Genomic DNA, 17,891 nt, shown 5'->3' with positions numbered 1-17,891 from the left:
GCTTCGTCCACCTGGGCTTAATCGGCCGGCCCGAATAAGCCCAACTGGCCATCTACAAGAGATTCAAAGTCGAGGTCGATAAACGGCAATATGGCATCAGCCACCGGCTTGAGCTGTCTGTCGATATAGTGCTGGTAATCAATCGGTGAGAGTTGGTACTCCGCCGGTTCCGGGCCATTGCGTGTGATAACGTACTGGATCCAGCCCTTGTTCTGGTATTTGGGTGACAGCCCCTGCAGGCGGCGCTGTTCATCTGCCAGCCGCGCGGCGCGAACCTGGGGAGGTATGTTTTTGACGTATTGATCCAGCCTGCGCCGGAGTCGTTTGCGATACACCAGCTGCTCGTCCATCTCCCCTGCCCGGGTCTTCTCCACCGTCTCGCAGATATAGTCGGACGGATCTTCGCCCTTGAAAACCATTGCGTAGAGCTTGGTCTGGAACTGTTTGGCGAGGGCCGTCCAGTCACTGCGCACCGTTTCCAGACCTTTGAACACGAGCTTTTCTTCACCCTCTTTCACCACCAGGCCCGCGTAGCGTTTCTTGGAGCCGGCCTCGGACCCACGGATAGTAGGCATCAAGAAGCGCTGGTAGTGGGTTTCAAATTCCAGCTCCAGTTCGCACGCCAGCGCCAGCTCGTCTTTGAGCTTGTTGCGCCAGCGCGTGTTTATCTCACTGGCAAGATTCTTACCGACCGCATCCGCCTGTTGCGGGCTGGGCTGGCCACTCAACCAGACAAAGGTGGAGTCGGTATCGCCGTAAATAACCTGATGGCCCAGCTCCTCAATCCAGCGGGCGGTCTGCTGCATGATCTCGTGACCCCGCAGGGTGATGGAGCTGGCCAGACGCGTATCGTAAAAACGGCAGCCTCCGCTTCCCAACACCCCGTAAAACGAATTCATGATGATCTTGATCGCCTGCGAGCGGGCGGCATCCTGCTCCTGCTTTGCGATATCACGCTGGGCCCAGAGATTGGTAATGATGTCCGGCAGGAAGTGTTTGTCGCGGGAAAAGCGCGCGCCGCGAAAACCGGGGATACTGCTCTCACCGGCGTCGTTCTCCGCCAGCCCCTCAGCTAACCCTTCAATCAGACCCATAGGGTCGATCTTGAAGGTGCGGATAATGCTGGGATACAGACTCTTGAAATCCAGTACCAGCACGTTGTCATAAAGGCCGGGCCGGGAATCCATCACATAGCCGCCGGGGCTTGCCAGGCCACCGTCCGCCGGCAGGTTGGGGGCCACATAGCGGCTGCGATGAAGTTTGGGGAGATAAAGATTGGTAAAGGCCGCCACCGAGCCACCGCTGCGGTCGAGTTCCAGGCCCGTAAGCTGAGCCCGCAGCCGCAGGTAGTCCAACAAACGGGTGTGCTCATAGATATCCCACACCAGACAACAGTCTTCCAGGTTGTAGGCGGCGAGTTTGGGCTTGTCATGGCGAAAATCGTGTTCGATCGCCGCGAGACGATTATCTACATCTTCGGTGTCCTTGCCCCGGCCCAGCAAAGTCTGGGCTACGAACTCCAGACTGAAACTTTCGAAGTTGTAGGTGGCATTCTTCAACCCGTCGATGCCATCGAGTACCACTCGGCCCGGCAGTGTCACGAAGCCCTGGTTGCCCTCCCGGCCATCCCGCCAGCGGGCATCAGAACCACCGCGCCCCAGTTTCAGGCGCAGCCCATAGCGCCCGGCCCGCTTCAGTAGCAGCCGAAAGTCAAAGTCCACCACCGCCCAGCCGATGATGACGTCCGGATCCAGTGACTGGATTCTTTCTTCCAGGGCTTGCAATAGCGCCCGCTCGTCGTTCACCCAGTGGATGTTGGTTTCGGCACTTTCCGGCTGCCCCACCATCAGCACCTCTTCCACTCCGTGCCCGTAAAGTCCAATGGAATACAGCACACCCTGGCCGGAACACTCCACATCCAGGGAGACCACCTTGAAGCCCGGCTGCACCTCAGCGCCCTTGAGGCGCACGTTGCGGTATTCCGTATAGCCCTCTTTGGCACGGGCCACACCTTCAAAGTAGAGCCCACCCCGTGCAAAGCGCTCCATCAGGTAGCGGTCGTGAAGCCGAAAATCTGCCTCAAACACCTCAATGCCGCGATCAGTCAACAAAGCCTGAGCCCGGCGGTGCGCATCAATGGTAGGGAAATACAGCATGGCCGCTTCTTCACGGCTGAAGGTCTGAAAGCCAAGCTGCTGCCATTCATGGGGCACCCCAGCCAGCACCTCGCTTACCTGAGTGCGGTCCGCCACCTTGACCATAAAGACCGGGCGCTCACCTTCGATAACCAGCTTGACCGGGCCCTCAGGGGTAGCCAGCCAGTAGTGGATACAGGTGCTGTTGCGCTGATCAAAGCTGTGGCGAGTGAGGAGGAAACCTTGGGGCAAGAGGCTGTACTGGGTTGAGGCTTGATTTAGAGACTAGCCCTATTGTACTGGACGAATAAACAGGCGTCACCCATCGCCACATGGACCCCGGCCGGCGCTCGAGTGCCGGCCGCCGCCCATCGGGGGGTGACGTGCTAGACTCTTCTGACTCACTAGCTAGATCAGGAAAGATCGCGATTCGATTCAGAAAAAGTGAATCCATAAAGGGTGGACACCGGGAAACCGGGTACAGCGAACGCGCTCAACTGCAGACACAAAAGGGTAACCGAGCGTCTCGCCTAAGGACGTGGCGCCATTGACACCATGCAACTATTCCTCGACACCAACTGGGCAAGTATGGCCAACGCCATGAAGAACAGCGGAATCGGTCCGGATAGTTTGTACCGCACCTATTGTGGGGACCCACCCATGCCGGAAAGCCTCTGGGTACATTGGAATTTTGATCCGTTCGTTCTGTGCTTTCTGGGCCTTCTGCTGTTTTTCTCTTACCGGTCACCTAAACGCTACATCGGGATAGCCGCCACTCTGGTACTGTTTCTAACGTTTGTCTCCCCGCTCTGCGCGCTTTCCTCAGCGCTGTTTTCCGCGCGCGTGGTTCATCACGTCCTGCTATTTACTGTCGCGGCTCCGCTACTGGCAGTTTTTGCACCAGCCAAGCGAATTGCTGCAGGCGCCGGCGCAGCGTTTACTGTCTCTTCATTAGTTCTCTGGATCTGGCACGCGCCGCCACTTTATGACCTGGCGCTGTCTCACGTCGGTGTGTACTGGTGTATGCAGGCGAGCTTACTGCTCAGCGCCGTCTGGTTCTGGCAGATTGTGCTAGATAGGCGGCGGCCTGCGATTCAATCCATCTATCTCACTGTCGCAGGGCTCACGCAGATGGGGTTACTGGGTGCTCTTTTGACATTTGCGCCGAATCCGCTCTACGCCGCGCATTCCAACGCCCCTCTGGCGTGGGGGCTGACGCCACTGGCCGATCAGCAATTGGCAGGATTGATCATGTGGGTCCCCGCTATTTTGCCCTATATCATCGTCGGCGCATGGCGAGCCCGTATCGCTTGGTCGGAGCTTACGGACCAGGCTGCATGATTGAATTTTTGTTTGCGCTCATTCCACTTTTTAAAGCTGTGCACATAACGGCTCTGATCGTTTGGTGCGGGGGCCTGGTGACCTTGCCGCTGATGCTTGCGCATCATGATCCAAAGGATACCGCGGAGGAATATCGGCGCATTCGCCACGCCACTCATCAAACCTATATTTACTATGTCACTCCAGCCGCAGTAACTACCGTGGTGGTTGGCACCTGGTTGATTTTTTTACGCGGCGTATTCGAGCCCTGGTTTTACAGCAAGCTATTTTTTGTCGCACTGATGGTTTTCGCCCATGCCTGGATTGGGCACATCATCGTAGAGGTTGCGGAAACCAAAGGCCGCACACATATACCAACACCGTTTATTGCTCTACTGGTTGTTCTATTACCGATGCTGGCAGTTTTATTTTTGGTGTTGGCAAAACCGGAATTGTCGGGTATCGAATTTCCCGAATGGCTACGTGAGGCACGCGATAATCAGCTGCCTTTCGAGACTCCTAAACGATAGTCAAATACAAGCTTGCCGCCATGCCAACCTGTTACGATCACGAGCACAACGGACAGAGCCGACATCAGAATGCCATAAGGCAGAACGCCCGCTTCGTAGCCGGAGAGCCGTTGTCCCCAATTTGCACCCAACAGAGAAAGCAACATCACGGCAATAATGGAATGGGTCCAGGGAGCTGCACGAGCCCGAATACCTCTGACGAGCAACAATTCAAACAAGCCTGTGAACCCGGCCATCATGCCGAAGAAAAACCCGGTTCCAGCTGCCCAGATGGCAGCCCTTGCCAAAAAAGACTCGCCGGTAAACCAATACAGACAGTCAGCCCCGAAAGTGCAAAAGGTGAGCGCCACAGGAAAAGCAACGCTCATAGCGTGAATCGGGTGCCCCAGAATGGCGACGCGGGTTTCGGTGGCGTTATACCCGGGAATTTCCTCAATAGGATCGCGAAAAGCATCGTCGGGCGATGCTTCGTCAGTGGCGTCTTCGGGCTGGTTTACGCCTGGCGTGGGCGAATGTTTAGACATGCTAAGCCCCTGATACTTTTTTCGCTCGTAATGTTGGCAGGCTGCGGGGGATCTTTATCGGTGCTTGATCCAATCGGCCCTGCCGCGGCTGAAATAAATACCCTCTGGTGGATCATGCTAGCGGGATCCACTTTGATTGTCATTATTGTAGCAGCGCTGATCTGGCGCAGTTTCAGCAGTACTCCCCCAACGGATAAACCTCTGGGTCGCAATATTCGCATTTGGATCTACGGATTGGGTCTGGTGTTTCCGATGAGTGTCTTGGCCGCGTTGCTTATTTACGCACTGGTCGTGGGCGAGCGCCTGCTTCCGCATCTGGATGATGAGGTTGTGAGAGTCAATGCCATTGCCGAACAGTGGCGCTGGCAGTTTACTTACACCGACCGCCCCGAATACGTTAGCGAAGGTGTATTGCATATTCCCGCAGGGCGTCCCGTGGATGTGGCCATTACCACACGAGATGTAATCCATAGCTTTTGGGTGCCCCGCCTCGCCGGAAAGCTCGATGCGATCCCGGGCCACGTCAATGTTCTTCGGATTGAGGCAAGCGCACCCGGGCTCTATCACGGCCAGAGCGCGGAGTTTTCGGGAAAAGGCTACACCGGCCATACGTTTATTGTGCAGGCCCACAGCGCCGCTGATTGGGCTCGCTTCCTGGCCGGAGAACCGATGTGAATGCACTTAAACGCCATCGCCTACTGACCAGAATCTGGGCATCGGATTCCGGCTGGAAGCGCTGCTTTACCACCGTCAGCCACACAGATCTTGGGCGCATGTTTCTGGGTATGGCGTTTTTCTACTTCGCTGTCGGCGGTGTACTCGCAATGCTCATTCGGGCTCAACTGGCCAGTCCTGACGCCGCATTTATGGGGCCTGATATTTACAATCAGGTTTTCACCATGCACGGCACAATGATGATGTTCCTGTTCGCAATTCCCGCGTTTGAGGGACTCGCGGTCTACCTGTTGCCCAAAATGCTCGGCGCGCGCGATCTTGCTTTTCCCAGGCTCACTGCATACGGTTTCTGGTGCTACACCTTTGGCGGGTTCATGATGCTGACCTCAATGCTGGTTGGCCTTGCACCTGACGGTGGCTGGTTTATGTATCCCCCCTTGACCGGCCCGGCGGCGTCACCAGGGGTCAACACGGATGTCTGGCTGCTCGGCGTGACCTTTGTGGAAATCTCGGCGATTTGTGCGGCGGTAGAGCTATGCGTTTCGATTCTAAAATTTCGCGCTCCGGGCATGTCGCTGGACAAAATGCCGATATTTGCCTGGTACGCGCTAGTCACCGCCCTGATGATCCTGACCGCTTTTCCGCCACTGATCCTCGGCTCCATATTACTGGAGCTGGAGCGCGCCATCGGCCTACCTTTTTTTGATGCGGCCCTAGGGGGAGACAGTCTGCTGTGGCAACACCTGTTCTGGCTGTTCGGCCATCCCGAGGTGTACATTATCTTTCTACCTGCCGCAGGACTGATTTCAACCATCATTCCCGTCATGTCGCGCACATCACTTCTCGGCCATGGCTGGGTTGTGGCCTCGGTCGTCGCGCTGGCCTTCTTAAGCTTTGGGCTCTGGGTCCACCATATGTTTGCCACCGGTATTCCCCATATGGGGGTGGCGTTTTTCTCAGCGGCCTCGACACTGGTCGCGGTGCCGACGGCGGTACAGGTGTTCGCCTGGATCGGCACCATGTGGCACGGGCGACCGCAGTTACAAATGCCGATGCTTTACATACTGGGCTTTTTCGCCACCTTCGTCATTGGTGGGTTGACCGGTGTCATGCTGGCGATTGTCCCCTTTGACTGGCAAGCACACGACACCGCGTTCGTCACCGCGCACCTGCACTATGTATTGTTTGGCGGTTTTGTATTTCCGGTTCTGGCGGGACTTTATTACTACGCCCCTCTGGTGACCGGCAGACGACGTTTTTTTCGCATCGGCGAATATGCATTTGGCCTCGTATTTATTGGTTTTCACGGCACTTTTTTCGCGATGCACTGGGTCGGCCTGCTGGGCCAAAGACGGCGTATCTATACCTATGACGCGGACACGGGATGGGAACTGATCAACTTGATCTCATCCATTGGCGGATTTGTGCTCGCAATCGGTCTGGCGATGGTATTGCTTGATCTAGCGCTTAACGCCATTGTCGCCATACGGGGCAAACGCAACCCCTGGCGATCGGGAACGCTGGAATGGTCTATGATGCTGCCACCTTCGGCCTACAACTTCGCCAGCCTGCCGAGGGTGACTAGCCGAGAGCCGCTCGCCGACATACCGGATTTACCCACTCGCCTCGCCCGCGGGGAAGGGTATCTTGCGGTGCCCCGCGACGGCCGACGGGAGATGCTTACGGTCAGTACAACCCACGCCCACCCTGAGAGTCTCGTGGTATATCCAGGTAATACAGCGCTGCCAATACTAATGGCTGCGGTGACTGGAAGCTTTTTTCTTTCGCTGCTGTTCAAGATTTACTGGTTCACACCATTCGCGGTACTGGCTGTGGCGGCCCTCGCCTGGCGGTGGGTCTGGGGGCTGGGAAGCCAAACCGATGAAGAGGACCAGGAAATAGGTTTTGGCGAGACGGTCCCGCATGCCATGCAGACCGACCGATCACAAGGATGGTGGGGTAGCGTCTTCTTGATGGTTGCCGATGCGACCCTGTTCGGCTCCTTGATCTTTGGCTATACCTTTCTCTGGACGATCGCACCTAACTGGCCACCACCACAATGGCTGGCCTTCTCGGTCTGGGAACCACTGATTGGGGTTGCCGGGGCGGCAGTAGCGATCATTGCCGCGCGCCAGACACCCAGGCCTATGCAACGAAGAAGTGGCACTACCACTGGCATGCCCCATTTACTGCCCACCTGGCAGTCTCTACTCGGCCTGAGCGCACTCGCGGCCGCTTTCATCGGCCTCCTATTGCGCACCCCATTACCAACAGAACACGCTTATGGCGCGGTCCTCTGCGTTATCAGCGCTTTCGGGCTTTTTCATGCACTGCTGGCCATTCTGATGCTCGTTTTTCTGGTGTTCCGTATCCGTCGTGGTTTTATTTCCAGCCGACGCCGCTCCGAAGTGGAAATTGTCAAACTCTGGATCAACTACGCGGCGCTCATCGGCGTTGTCTGTCTGGTGCTTATCCTCAGCCCGGTCTTGTTCACATGAGAGACCTACTGCGCATACTCATTGCACCGTTGATCTGGCTTGCTGCGTTTAGCGCTGTATACGCCCTTCAGGGGTTCGGCTGTGCAGCCGGCCTGAACGAAGCCATCTTTGTAGGCATGTCATTTCTGCGTGCAATGCTGATTCTTGCATGGGTGCTTACCATCGCTACGCTCGTAGGCATTTTCTATTGGCTCGAGCGCACCGCCCCGAGACTCCCCTGGACCTCGGCAATCAGCCGTATCACCGCCTGCGTTGCCATGGTGGCCGCAATATGGTCACTGTTCCCCGTCACATTTACAAGTATTTGCAACTGATACGAGCAGGTGATTTAGACCTGTAAAATCTCGAGTTACATCATGGTGTTCGCCATGGACACAAAATGAACTGTGGCAGGTCACGCGCGAAAGCCCCTCGATAAATGTCGCAGTGGGCTGCTTGAGCTCAAGAGCGAATACTTCCCATCCCTCCCCGTAAGCTCACCTCATTAAAACCATTAACAAGCCGCAGCAACCACCGAAAAGCTACTGCCTTTTGATTAAGCCGTCGGCGAATAAGAAGAGCGCCAAATGGCGCCAATTTGTAGCATAACTTTCATCTTTCCCTTCTCTTTTATTCACGCCATCAACGGCACCAGGCAAAATGATAACCACCACGCGAATCAGATTTTTTCAGCAAGAACATCGAGACAAAATTAGTTTAGAATCCACGCTTAGCGCAAAAACAATGCCCGCGGCTACCGGGCACCTGCTTTCGGGCAATACAACCTGGTACTGAATTCAGGTTGTCATCTGACAAACGGGCTGATGTGGCACGATTGTCCCAGGTGCAAAAAGCAAAACAGGTTTTCAAAGACGTTACGAGGATAAATGGATATGTCTATTAACGAACATGCAACCAAGGAACAGGTAAAGCGACTGGTGGCCACCGCACTGGCAGCGATAAAGAGCAAGGATAAAGATCCCGGCTGGAATCGCACACTGAATCACGCACTGGAACAGCTCGCTCTAATCAGCCGCAATCTGAATACCGCCAAACACAACGTACAGCACTTTGGCAAAATGAAGGCAGCCAGTGCTGGCCACAACACCTACCGAGCCAATCAGTCGGTGAACTCAAAGCTCGGGACACTCTCTTCGCTCGAAGCCTTTCTCACAGAAGAATGGAAAAAAATTGGCAAAGCGCTGAAAACGGACATTAAAAAACTGCCAACGGACGGTAAAAACGAAATGGAACTCCTGGACATGCTCGCAGGAGAAATTGAGTCGTTCGATAAACTACTGAAACAAAATACCAGCCAGATTTCCAAGCATCAGTCCAACCCACATCAAACGATGATTATCCAAAGGGAAATCTCGCAACTGAAAACCATGCCCGACCTTACAGCGCCGAGCATGCTCGTTCTGATTTCCATAGGCCTTCGGTTACTTGCCATGTACGTTGGGGCGAGAAAAGCGAACAGCGCTAGATAGTCGACACAGCGATCCTAGAAGGGAGTGGACCGAAATCTGCTCCCCGAAGTGTAAGCATGATCACAGCCGCACCAGAAAACCGCTAACTGTTACAGATCACGGTACTTCTCAACGTAACTTCTGCTGTGCCCTTGTCCTGTGTGCCGCCACTTTCATTCGATTCCCACACAGCGCCATACTGCACCAACGTCTGCGGTGGGACTTTGTCTGATCATGAAACATCAAAATACAATCAGGTGCCTCACATTGCTTAACGAGGTTTAAGTCGATGTCGGTAACCAGGTTAACAAATGCATGTGCAACAGGGTGCAGTAAGACTTCATCGGTAATAGCACCATAACGCTCGGTAACAATAAATCTTCCCGATTTATCACCCCACCCCAGATTCGGTGTTGGTGCCCCTTTCTCAAGAATCAAGTTAACGGTATCTGCCTCATAAGCCTTCCCCAGCTTTGCCATCCCCAGGCACTCTTTCATTTCCTCACGTAGCCTAATCGCCAATTCGAGCAGGTTGGGCGAAGCCTCACTGGTCCGCAGTGATCGGGGTGCAGCCTCTTGCAACCAATCTAAAACCTTTTCGCCGCTCGTTAATCGTTCAACCACGCTCTCCCCTGCCAATGACTCTGTATTCAGGAAATCTAGTGCCAGGTTGTTTGCCACAAAAATAAAGTCTGAAGAAGACATCAACTATTCCACCAAGCGTAACCATCTAAACTGTGATTGACAGGTTACACCATTCACAACTAACCTGCAAAAACACTTCTTACGGGTTACAGGATCGAAAATGAAATCAAAATCAACTTCAGCGACGCTACTCGCAGCAAGTATCGCTATGGGGAGCGCATCCGTTGGCGTACAAGCGGATGCTCAGGCGCAGCAAGTAAGTTTCAATTATGAACAGGTAGAAGGGGTCAACATCTTCTACAGGGAAGCGGGAAGCCCCGATGCGCCTACCGTGGTGATGCTGCATGGCTATGCGGCCTCTTCCTATATGTGGCGTAATGTGATTACCGCATTAGCTGATGACTATCACGTAATCGCACTGGACCTGCCCGCCTTTGGGTTTACGGAATCCCCTAAAGGTACTGAGTACGACTACACATTCGCCAACCTTGCCAATACGGTAGATCAGTTCCTTGATCAAAAAGGAATCGCCTCCTTCGCCATCGCTGTTCACGATTACGGTGCCCCTGTTGGATGGCGTTTAGCGGTCAAGCATCCAGACAGGGTGACGGCGATCATCTCTCAGAATGGCAATGCCTATGAAGAGGGCCTGGCAGATGGATGGGCGCCCATCAAGAAGTACTGGAAAGAGCCATCGACTGAAAACAGGGAGGCGCTTAACGACTTCCCAACGGCAGCTTCGATCAAATGGCAGTACATCGAAGGTGTGCCTGATACGAGCAAAGTGGCTCCTGACGGATATACCCTCGAAGGGCTGCATGTATCAAAGCCTGGAATGGCGGATATTCAGTTAGACCTGTTGCTCGATTATGCCTCCAACGTTGCGCAATATCCCGAGTACCAAGAGTACTTTCGCAAGTATCAACCGGCCCTTCTGGCGGTATGGGGCAAGAATGATCCCTTCTTCTCACCAGAAGGGGCTGAAGCATGGAAAAGAGATATTCCAGACGCCGAAGTGCATTTTTTTGATACGGGCCACTTTGCGCTAGAGACGCACCAAGCAGAAATTATTCCGGTGATCAAAGAGTTTCTGGATCGCAACTTGAAGTAATTGAATACTGACGGGGACTATTTTTCGACATGGCGCCTAAAGTACGCAGTTTGTTCTTTAGGCCATAACTGGCTGTATTACACTTTTTATTCCACGGGTATAAAGGAGTTACCTCGGATGAAAAGGATGTTGAAATTTTCACCTCTGTTAGCGCCTCTGGCACTGGCGCTTTCCACCCCAGTCTCTGCCGGCGCTTTCGGCCTCTCCGACCCACAGGACTTTATCGTCCGTGTGGGTGGATACTATATGTCCCCGGGCGATGACGAAGTCAGCTTTGTCGATGATACCTATCAGTATTTCGACGCCTTCCGCGCCAACGTCGATCCCGGCTCCGAATGGGGTTGGTACATGAACCTCGAGTGGAAGCCTGTCGAGCACTGGGGCATCGAGCTGGCCTATATGGACGGCGATAATCACACCAGCAGTCACGCGGACGGCTTTTTCTCTCTGGGATTCGACAACGTTGAATTTCGTGATGTAGTCAGTTTTGACGCCGACATTAGTACTGCAAGCCTGAAATTCTACCCTCTGGATGAGACCTGCATGGTACAGCCGTATATCGGTGGTGGCGTTAGCTACACCGACTTCGGCGAAGGCAGCCTAAGCCGCAAAGCACGCGACGACCTCGCCGACTTCGGCCTGCGCGGCGACTTCGATCTGGGATCTTCCTGGGGTTATACCTGGCAAGTGGGTATGGATTTCAATTTCGGACGCGAGAGCGCCTGGCTGGTAAACGTCGCCGCGGTTTACGCGCGATCCATGACCGATATGCGTTTGCAGCTGATGGATGACGTACCACCGCCACCAAATGTAGAGCCGATTTATGAGTCCTATTCCGGGGATTACATCTATGATCCCTGGATGTTCAATCTGTCAGTGGGATACAAATTTTCCTTCTGACATTGAAGATTCGGCAGATTCTGTTGGGCGCTTCGGCGCCCTTTTTATGGATGGGATAAAACCGGCTGAATTGGGTATTCCCTCCTACTTTCCAGCAAGCTCAATTTTTATGCGTTCATCCTCATTCGTGATAAATGGCAGCATGCGGCTCGCAGTCAGCCATGCAACACCAAAGGCAAACAATCCAGTCGCTTCGACGTAGTAAGTCAGCCGCTGAGTAATACCGCTAAAATCTACCCCCAAAATATCGAGCAGCTGCACGGCCATAGCGCCAACCATAACGGATGCGCAGACTCTATAAATTAGCCCCCTAGCCTTCGCCTCCTTAGAGTTCTTTTCTTTAGCCCTCAGGTAAAAAAGCCAGCAAAAGATTGCGAGGATAATGAACATTGAAATTGCTGAGATCGTATGAACAACCCCAGTCATCGTGGCCTCTCTAGTTACCCCGTCGTCAAACCGGCCGGTAAAGCAATCACATGGGGAAAATGCCACAGATGCAACAGCTATTGCTGCGAATTTACTCAAGACAGCTTGAAACAAGGAGTAGCCGTTATACGACCAGAGAAAAGCCGATATAACACAGAGAGAGCCAACGAATACATTTCGGGCATTGTCCGTTAAATGATATGACAGGCTAATCGACCTAATACTGACCCCGGGCGTCAGCAAGTCTGTGAAAATCGCAAGCGACAAAGCGATAAATCCCACGATAAATTTGGCAGTGTGGTGATCAATTTCTGTGTCTAGTGGTTTCCTATCCATGAACCCAACCTAAAATGTTCTGAATTACCCACATGTAGTGGTCAACTCTTTTTGGCCACCGAGTTCTAAGCATTCCAATATTTCTCTTCCGCCACATTCGGCGGCATCCCATCACTTATAGGAGGGACGTATTTGGCTGTAGTAGCCATTGATATAGCTCGTGCTCCCCTGTTTAGCCACAGGAAAGGACTTGTAGCCGGTTTCCGGCACCCACTCGGTTTTAAGGCTCCTGAAGAAGCGCTCCGTCGGTGCATTGTCTCAGCAGTTTCCGCGGCGGCTCAGGCTCTGCGTCATTCTGTAGCCCCATAGTAGTTGCCGAAACGTGAGGCTTGTGTACTTGCGTCCTTGCTCGGAGTCGAACAAGAATAAATGGGGTCAGATTACCATTTCGGCACCAAATTCTCCCAATCAGAATAACCTTACATAAATTACTCAATCCCGACCCGACCTCGGCTAGACAGCATTGTGCTCAACTCATTCCGTCGGTGGTGGCTCACCAGTAAATGCTCCTGCGCTCGTGTCAAACCAACATACATTCGACGCACATCACCAGCCAAATCAACATCTTCCTCGTGGCTGGATCGATAGCTGGCATCAAGAATAATTACAGTATCGAACTCCAGCCCCTTACTACTCGGAATCGGCATGATGCAGACACTTTCAAAATTTGGGTCATAGCGCTTTTTATACTCGCTGGAGGCGAGCCATGCGCACGGTATGCGCTCCCTTTTCAATGCGGCAGCCATCCGCTTCCCAGCAGTGCCCCCCGGGTACAGCACTGCCATATCCTTCCAAGCCTTCCCTTTACTATTCCAGACCTTCAAACAGCGTACCGCATACTCAATTTCCTCCTCCAGGGTTTCAACGCATTTTACATAAGGTTCAACACCACTCTTACCCGCTGCCTCAGGCTCAACTAGAGGGATTTCGGAATCAGAATTTTGAGAAAAGTAGTCCTTGGCGAATTGATACGCGAAGGCAAGGATTTCTCGGGTATTACGGTAATTCAATCGAAGTATCGTAGTCCGCCCCTGGGCCTTGATTCCCACGCTCGACAAGCTAAACCCAAGGCTTGATTTCCGTTTGTAAATAGACTGCGCATCGTCATACAGCAGAAGAAGCGAATCCGTCTCTGGGTCAACCATTTGAGAAATTAAAGTCAACCACTCAGCTTCAAAATCGTGCCCTTCATCAATCAACACCGCCCCGTACTGGCCTTTGGGAATACGCCCCTTCTCAACGGCTTTAATCACGGAAAGCACTTGACGCTCCCAAACCGGAGCATCTATATCGATCAGATCAACGTGGTAAGCTCGCAGCTGCTCGCCACACCAATCGTGAAAGTGATAAACCTGGACTTTATCGTTTATCCCCTTTTCGGCGATAAAGCTACGTAAGCGAGCAGCCAAGGTAATGTTGAAACAAAGCACCAAGATAGGCTTATTTAACGCCTCCGCTAGATAGAGGCACCTATACCCCAAAATCAACGTTTTGCCAGAACCAGCAACACCGTGAACAACCCGATGACCATCCCCCAAACTGCGGGCCAGTTGCTCTTGCTGGATATCCATGATTTTCACAATATCTGGCATGTTTTCGGCCAACGAGGCCTCAGGCATATCTTCACCGGCCTCCTCCGCACCAAACAAATCATCCTGGGCCGCCTCAATACGGATTTCAGGAAATAAATGCCAGCGAACTCTATCTATCTGAGGTAACGTCAGTTTATTGCCAAACTGATAATTGAACATTCCCCATAGCCGCTCCTGGAACTCTTCAGCCGTAACACTTTCGGACATTTCATCCTGGCAGATTAATAGGTGCCCAGGCAGCAGCTTTTGGCGATATTCTTCTGGGATACCTTTTTCAATTTGATTGCGAGTGATATTGGAAAATACTGCACCATACCCGTAGGGGAAACACAGTTTTCCCTTGTATTTTCCCATCAGCTGCTTTAACTGAGGGTCGCGCTCAAGTACCTGCAAAACTTGATAACTGCACTGCCTGGCCTGTTCAATCGGATTACTTACCGTTTTACGACCGCTGGAGGTTTCAAGATCAACTTCAGCATGGCTTACACGTTTGATGCTGGATACCTTCCAATCCTTGACCTCTAAAAAAAGAATACCCCTAGCGGGATGCAGAATTATAAAATCCGGGTAGCGACGCTTTCCCCCCAAGGGAATATCAAACCAACAGAGGTAATCATCTTCCAGCAGTGCTTCGAGGCGCCGAGCAAAGCGTTTCTCGCCGGAGGTCATTCTGGACAGACAGGAACTGAGGGATGGAATCAGTTTAGCCATAACGCCCTCTGCACATGGTGCGTTAGGGCGGTAGGCAAGCGAACTTCCTTGATTGATATTTGCATATCCAACTCGATTACAGAGCGCTGGGGCATATCAGCGCCGGCAATTGATTGCCAAAAAGGACGGAGCCTTCTATCCATACACAACGGGGCGCCATGTTTCGACGGACATTTCCCATATATCCGTTAAATTTTTCTGATCTAGATAGTATTTGAATTCGGTTTTAAGTCAATGACACAGGTTTGCCCACTGAAGTCGCGATTAAGTAATCCGTCATCGTGGTTTCAACATGTAATTCGGCTAAGATTTAATCAGCGACTGACGCATATAGAAAAGCGAGCTTCAAATGAGGCTCGCTTTTTCGCATTGTGAAAATTCGCTACTTTGTACCGGCCACTAATATTGGCGTCCAAACCAAATGCAGTCACCGGGCACCTGTACCCACCCTCTTACGGATATCCTACTCAGAGCCAGAGAACTCGAGCAACCGTCAATGCATCAATCAACAACTCTTCCTGCAGCGCGTGCATCCTTCAAGAAGAGGTCGACCAGGCTAGCGTCATCCTTCTTACAGCCCTCTCGACTCTCAAAATAGGTGTAACAGACATAGTGTTTGAGGGTCGTATCACATAGACGGGCACTGTCATAGCGCACCTTGACTACTTTTGAAACATCACTCGCCCCCCATCCAGCGCGATCCACATACACGTGGCACCGAGGTACCTCCTGGGCTGTGACTGCGTAAGAGGTCATCGAAGCGCAAATGGTAAGAACGGTAATCCGTAAGGTCTTCATAGTTTGATTGGCTTCCCTGCAGATAATTGGATGTCGTAATCTGTGTACTGCGGTGGTCGACCCGGCGGGAAATCAACCACTCTTGCCGTAACACGATCGCCGGGTTTATAGCGACGTAGAAAATCCTCCGCCTCCAACGATGAGGTGAACAGCTCACCATCAAAATCAGCCACAATCATGCCAGGAATAATACCTGCTGAGCGAGCTGGACCATTCTCAGTTACACATGTGGGCATGACGCCTACCTTCTGTACCCATTGCCATCCATTCCAACGTTCGATCGGCACCTGATAGTTATACGAGACCACTCCACAAATGCCCATGTCAGGCCACTGCTCCCGCGTATTCAGGCGATCAGCCTTCATCGTCAATGAGCGCTGGACCGACACCGTCCGGCTTTGACTCCAGGCTTTATTTTTGTCAATCGCCGCTTGCTCATTTATCACTCGGCGGAACGAGCTATTACCGGTGGCCCGGTGGTCACCCCAACGGACCCCTTTTGCTAAAAACCCTGCGTAATCACCGGCAGAGAGGGAAGCCACGGCATCCGCCACATCCACTTCCAGATCGGGGTTACTATTTTCAACCGCATCGGCGTACTTCAAGTGCAGATCGCGAAGCTTTTCATTTCCAGATGCCGCAGCAATTCGGGCCGCTTCGAGATGGTTCTCTATCACTGATTGGCGACTTAGCTCCGGGAAGAAGTCCGCCTCGAACTGTTCAATCATGCTGTCGTCAGCATCAAACATTTCAATCGTAGTCGACTCGGATGTTGAACCTTTAAACTGACTATCCACACTCTGATTGAAGGCTGTTTTTAGGGTACTGCGGCGGGATCCAAATCCGAGAAACTGCCAACCAGACGACTTCTTTTTCACTGAAGACTGTTGAACCTCGCGAAGAAATCTATTGACAATCCGCTTCGCATCGAAGCGCGCTGAAATGGTGGAGGTCTTAGCATCACGGAATTTGTAGGCGACCAGCACATCCATCTTGCCTTGTCGGATTCTGTTCTGCTCATACATTGAGGGGTTTTCAACCGCGACAGACAGCGTGTCACCCATCGTTATAAAGCTATGAGGGTACGACACAACGGAAATTTGCTCAGACCCAATTCGCACCGAAATTTCTAGCTCCAAGAGGTTTACAAGCTCCGGCGCATAGTTATCAAACTGCTCGATCATTTTTTGTTGTTCGGCGAAGAGCCTGTCTCTTTCCATGTTTGCTTGATGCAACTGGGGAGCCAGGCCTTGCGCAGGGGGATAAATTAGAGACATACCGTTAGGTGCTTTCGCACTCGGGTACATATAGTTGGTCACAGAGATACCGTCGCTTAGTGCGCTAACAAATGCTGGTGTATGTTCTTTACTTGGTAGTTTCTGGTGCAACGCCAACGGAATGCTAATGGAACGTGCGAGCTGCTTCGGACTATCGGCTGGGTCATATAGGAAACCATCGTCGTCGTAGAATTCAATCGCGTTGGTTCGTGCTTCAACCAATGGCAGTAGAAATATTTTCGTTTTTATATTGTCTGCGCTCTGTAAAGCAAATCCATGCGCTCGATAGAGCTCATATCCACCACTTCCGTCGGGGCCGTAATAGTCATTGATCTGAAAGCGCCGAGAGTTGGGCGGAATTTGCGCAAAAATTTCGCCGACCCAGAAACAAAAAAGTAACCCCACCACAACCTTGGGTGCCCACATTCTAATATTGATCACTATATCCCCCTGAGAAAATTACTATTAGTCTATTTTGGCGGCCGATCTCGTCTCGTGTCAGCCTTCACGTGAGCATCTATTCAATATTGCAACTAACGGTTCTATTAATCACAGCGAATAAAATCTACTGCATTATTACTATTTTATTTTCAAAGCATTAGCACCTGCTGATGGAACAGCAGCCAATATCGAATTATTCAAGTTTCGCGGAATAGACTGGAGAAACAAAAAAGCGAGCCCGACTTGTAGCTCGCTCTATCTGAACATTGTAAATCCGCGATCTCTCCTTACGCTTTTACGGTCTTGGCAGTTCGGTGCAAGGGCAAAGAGGACCCTGCTATACACCCAAACTCTCACCGAATTACCCACCAAACTATTCATTAATACATTCACATATCATGCTCTACAAGATTTTTTAATTTTTCGTAGAACTGTATTCGATCGTATTTCAAATACGAATTGAGTCAATCACTTATCTTTAGTCGGGTGATTTTCACGCCAAATTCTATCCAACGGAGAGTGCA

14 protein-coding genes and 1 pseudogene are annotated in these 17,891 nt (G+C 52.2%); 8 read left to right on the top strand and 7 right to left on the bottom strand.

The genetic code is table 11. From position 1 onward, the window contains the following. Positions 1–17: 17 nt before the first annotated feature. A complete protein-coding gene (locus AAFH99_RS10245) occupies positions 18–2,387 on the bottom strand; it encodes a DNA polymerase II (RefSeq protein WP_406827679.1) in 2,370 nt (789 codons plus the stop codon). Positions 2,388–2,690: 303 nt separating this feature from the next. Between AAFH99_RS10245 and AAFH99_RS10240 the strand changes: the two genes are divergently transcribed. After that, entirely contained in the window at positions 2,691–3,476 is a 786-nt protein-coding gene (locus AAFH99_RS10240) for a cytochrome c oxidase assembly protein (protein WP_197023748.1), read from the top strand. Continuing rightward, positions 3,473–3,985 (top strand): CopD family protein, encoded by a 513-nt coding sequence (locus tag AAFH99_RS10235; RefSeq protein ID WP_043316437.1) that lies wholly within the window; start codon positions 3,473–3,475, stop codon positions 3,983–3,985. The genes AAFH99_RS10240 and AAFH99_RS10235 overlap by 4 nt, the downstream gene beginning before the upstream one ends. Here the strand turns inward: AAFH99_RS10235 and AAFH99_RS10230 are convergent. Continuing rightward, complete coding sequence (locus AAFH99_RS10230) at positions 3,955–4,509, bottom strand: DUF2231 domain-containing protein (RefSeq protein WP_406827678.1); 555 nt, start codon at positions 4,507–4,509, stop codon at positions 3,955–3,957. The two genes, AAFH99_RS10235 and AAFH99_RS10230, sit on opposite strands and share 31 nt — an antisense overlap. A gap of 252 nt (positions 4,510–4,761) precedes the next feature. Between AAFH99_RS10230 and AAFH99_RS10225 the strand changes: the two genes are divergently transcribed. The 4 genes from AAFH99_RS10225 (at position 4,762) to AAFH99_RS10210 (ending at position 9,151) form a co-directional block, all read left to right on the top strand. Further along, entirely contained in the window at positions 4,762–5,184 is a 423-nt protein-coding gene (locus tag AAFH99_RS10225) for a cytochrome c oxidase subunit II (RefSeq protein WP_197023749.1), read from the top strand. After that, a complete protein-coding gene (ctaD, locus tag AAFH99_RS10220; protein ID WP_406827677.1) occupies positions 5,181–7,682 on the top strand; it encodes a cytochrome c oxidase subunit I in 2,502 nt (833 codons plus the stop codon). The genes AAFH99_RS10225 and ctaD overlap by 4 nt, the downstream gene beginning before the upstream one ends. Further along, positions 7,679–7,996: a hypothetical protein gene (locus AAFH99_RS10215; protein WP_043316441.1), complete on the top strand. Its 318-nt coding sequence runs from the start codon at positions 7,679–7,681 to the stop codon at positions 7,994–7,996. The genes ctaD and AAFH99_RS10215 overlap by 4 nt, the downstream gene beginning before the upstream one ends. Positions 7,997–8,554: 558 nt before the next feature. Then, positions 8,555–9,151 (top strand): hypothetical protein, encoded by a 597-nt coding sequence (locus tag AAFH99_RS10210; RefSeq protein ID WP_406827676.1) that lies wholly within the window; start codon positions 8,555–8,557, stop codon positions 9,149–9,151. Positions 9,152–9,259: 108 nt separating this feature from the next. On the opposite strand, the gene AAFH99_RS10205 is transcribed toward AAFH99_RS10210, so the two are convergent. Further along, positions 9,260–9,835, bottom strand: coding sequence for a CGNR zinc finger domain-containing protein (locus tag AAFH99_RS10205; protein ID WP_406827675.1), 576 nt, complete (start codon positions 9,833–9,835; stop codon positions 9,260–9,262). A 100-nt stretch (positions 9,836–9,935) separates the two neighbouring features. On the opposite strand from AAFH99_RS10205, the gene AAFH99_RS10200 reads away from it, so the two are divergent. Together AAFH99_RS10200 and AAFH99_RS10195 are read left to right on the top strand one after the other, a co-directional pair. After that, positions 9,936–10,886, top strand: coding sequence for an alpha/beta fold hydrolase (locus tag AAFH99_RS10200; RefSeq protein WP_406827674.1), 951 nt, complete (start codon positions 9,936–9,938; stop codon positions 10,884–10,886). Between the two features lie 126 nt (positions 10,887–11,012). Then, entirely contained in the window at positions 11,013–11,786 is a 774-nt protein-coding gene (locus AAFH99_RS10195) for an OmpW/AlkL family protein (protein ID WP_406827673.1), read from the top strand. An 84-nt stretch (positions 11,787–11,870) separates the two neighbouring features. Here the strand turns inward: AAFH99_RS10195 and AAFH99_RS10190 are convergent, their stop codons facing one another. The 4 genes and pseudogenes from AAFH99_RS10190 to AAFH99_RS10175 form a co-directional block, all read right to left on the bottom strand. Next, positions 11,871–12,548 (bottom strand): DUF998 domain-containing protein, encoded by a 678-nt coding sequence (locus AAFH99_RS10190; RefSeq protein WP_406827672.1) that lies wholly within the window; start codon positions 12,546–12,548, stop codon positions 11,871–11,873. Positions 12,549–12,613: 65 nt separating this feature from the next. Further along, positions 12,614–12,908, bottom strand: a pseudogene (locus AAFH99_RS10185) (integrase core domain-containing protein); the annotation flags it as partial. A gap of 68 nt (positions 12,909–12,976) precedes the next feature. Continuing rightward, a complete protein-coding gene (locus AAFH99_RS10180) occupies positions 12,977–14,851 on the bottom strand; it encodes a 3'-5' exonuclease (RefSeq protein ID WP_406827671.1) in 1,875 nt (624 codons plus the stop codon). 794 nt (positions 14,852–15,645) lie between these two features. Beyond that, complete coding sequence (locus AAFH99_RS10175; protein WP_406827670.1) at positions 15,646–17,367, bottom strand: hypothetical protein; 1,722 nt, start codon at positions 17,365–17,367, stop codon at positions 15,646–15,648. Between the last annotated feature and the right edge of the window lie 524 nt (positions 17,368–17,891).

This window comes from Microbulbifer sp. ARAS458-1 (assembly GCF_045348205.1).
Taxonomy (GTDB): Bacteria; Pseudomonadota; Gammaproteobacteria; order Pseudomonadales; family Cellvibrionaceae; genus Microbulbifer.
The sequence above is the reverse complement of the archived record's forward strand: the minus strand, read 5'-3'. Positions and strand labels throughout refer to the sequence as shown.

Bases quoted from the DNA above. Each gene is read 5' to 3' on its own strand.
- AAFH99_RS10240 (WP_197023748.1), top strand. From the start codon at position 2,691: ATGCAACTATTCCTCGACACCAACTGGGCAAGTATGGCCAACGCCATG.
- AAFH99_RS10235 (WP_043316437.1), top strand. From the start codon at position 3,473: ATGATTGAATTTTTGTTTGCGCTCATTCCACTTTTTAAAGCTGTGCAC.
- AAFH99_RS10230 (WP_406827678.1), bottom strand. From the start codon at position 4,509: ATGTCTAAACATTCGCCCACGCCAGGCGTAAACCAGCCCGAAGACGCC.
- AAFH99_RS10225 (WP_197023749.1), top strand. From the start codon at position 4,762: ATGAGTGTCTTGGCCGCGTTGCTTATTTACGCACTGGTCGTGGGCGAG.
- AAFH99_RS10215 (WP_043316441.1), top strand. From the start codon at position 7,679: ATGAGAGACCTACTGCGCATACTCATTGCACCGTTGATCTGGCTTGCT.
- AAFH99_RS10210 (WP_406827676.1), top strand. From the start codon at position 8,555: ATGTCTATTAACGAACATGCAACCAAGGAACAGGTAAAGCGACTGGTG.
- AAFH99_RS10205 (WP_406827675.1), bottom strand. From the start codon at position 9,835: ATGTCTTCTTCAGACTTTATTTTTGTGGCAAACAACCTGGCACTAGAT.
- AAFH99_RS10200 (WP_406827674.1), top strand. From the start codon at position 9,936: ATGAAATCAAAATCAACTTCAGCGACGCTACTCGCAGCAAGTATCGCT.
- AAFH99_RS10195 (WP_406827673.1), top strand. From the start codon at position 11,013: ATGTTGAAATTTTCACCTCTGTTAGCGCCTCTGGCACTGGCGCTTTCC.
- AAFH99_RS10190 (WP_406827672.1), bottom strand. From the start codon at position 12,548: ATGGATAGGAAACCACTAGACACAGAAATTGATCACCACACTGCCAAA.
- AAFH99_RS10180 (WP_406827671.1), bottom strand. From the start codon at position 14,851: ATGGCTAAACTGATTCCATCCCTCAGTTCCTGTCTGTCCAGAATGACC.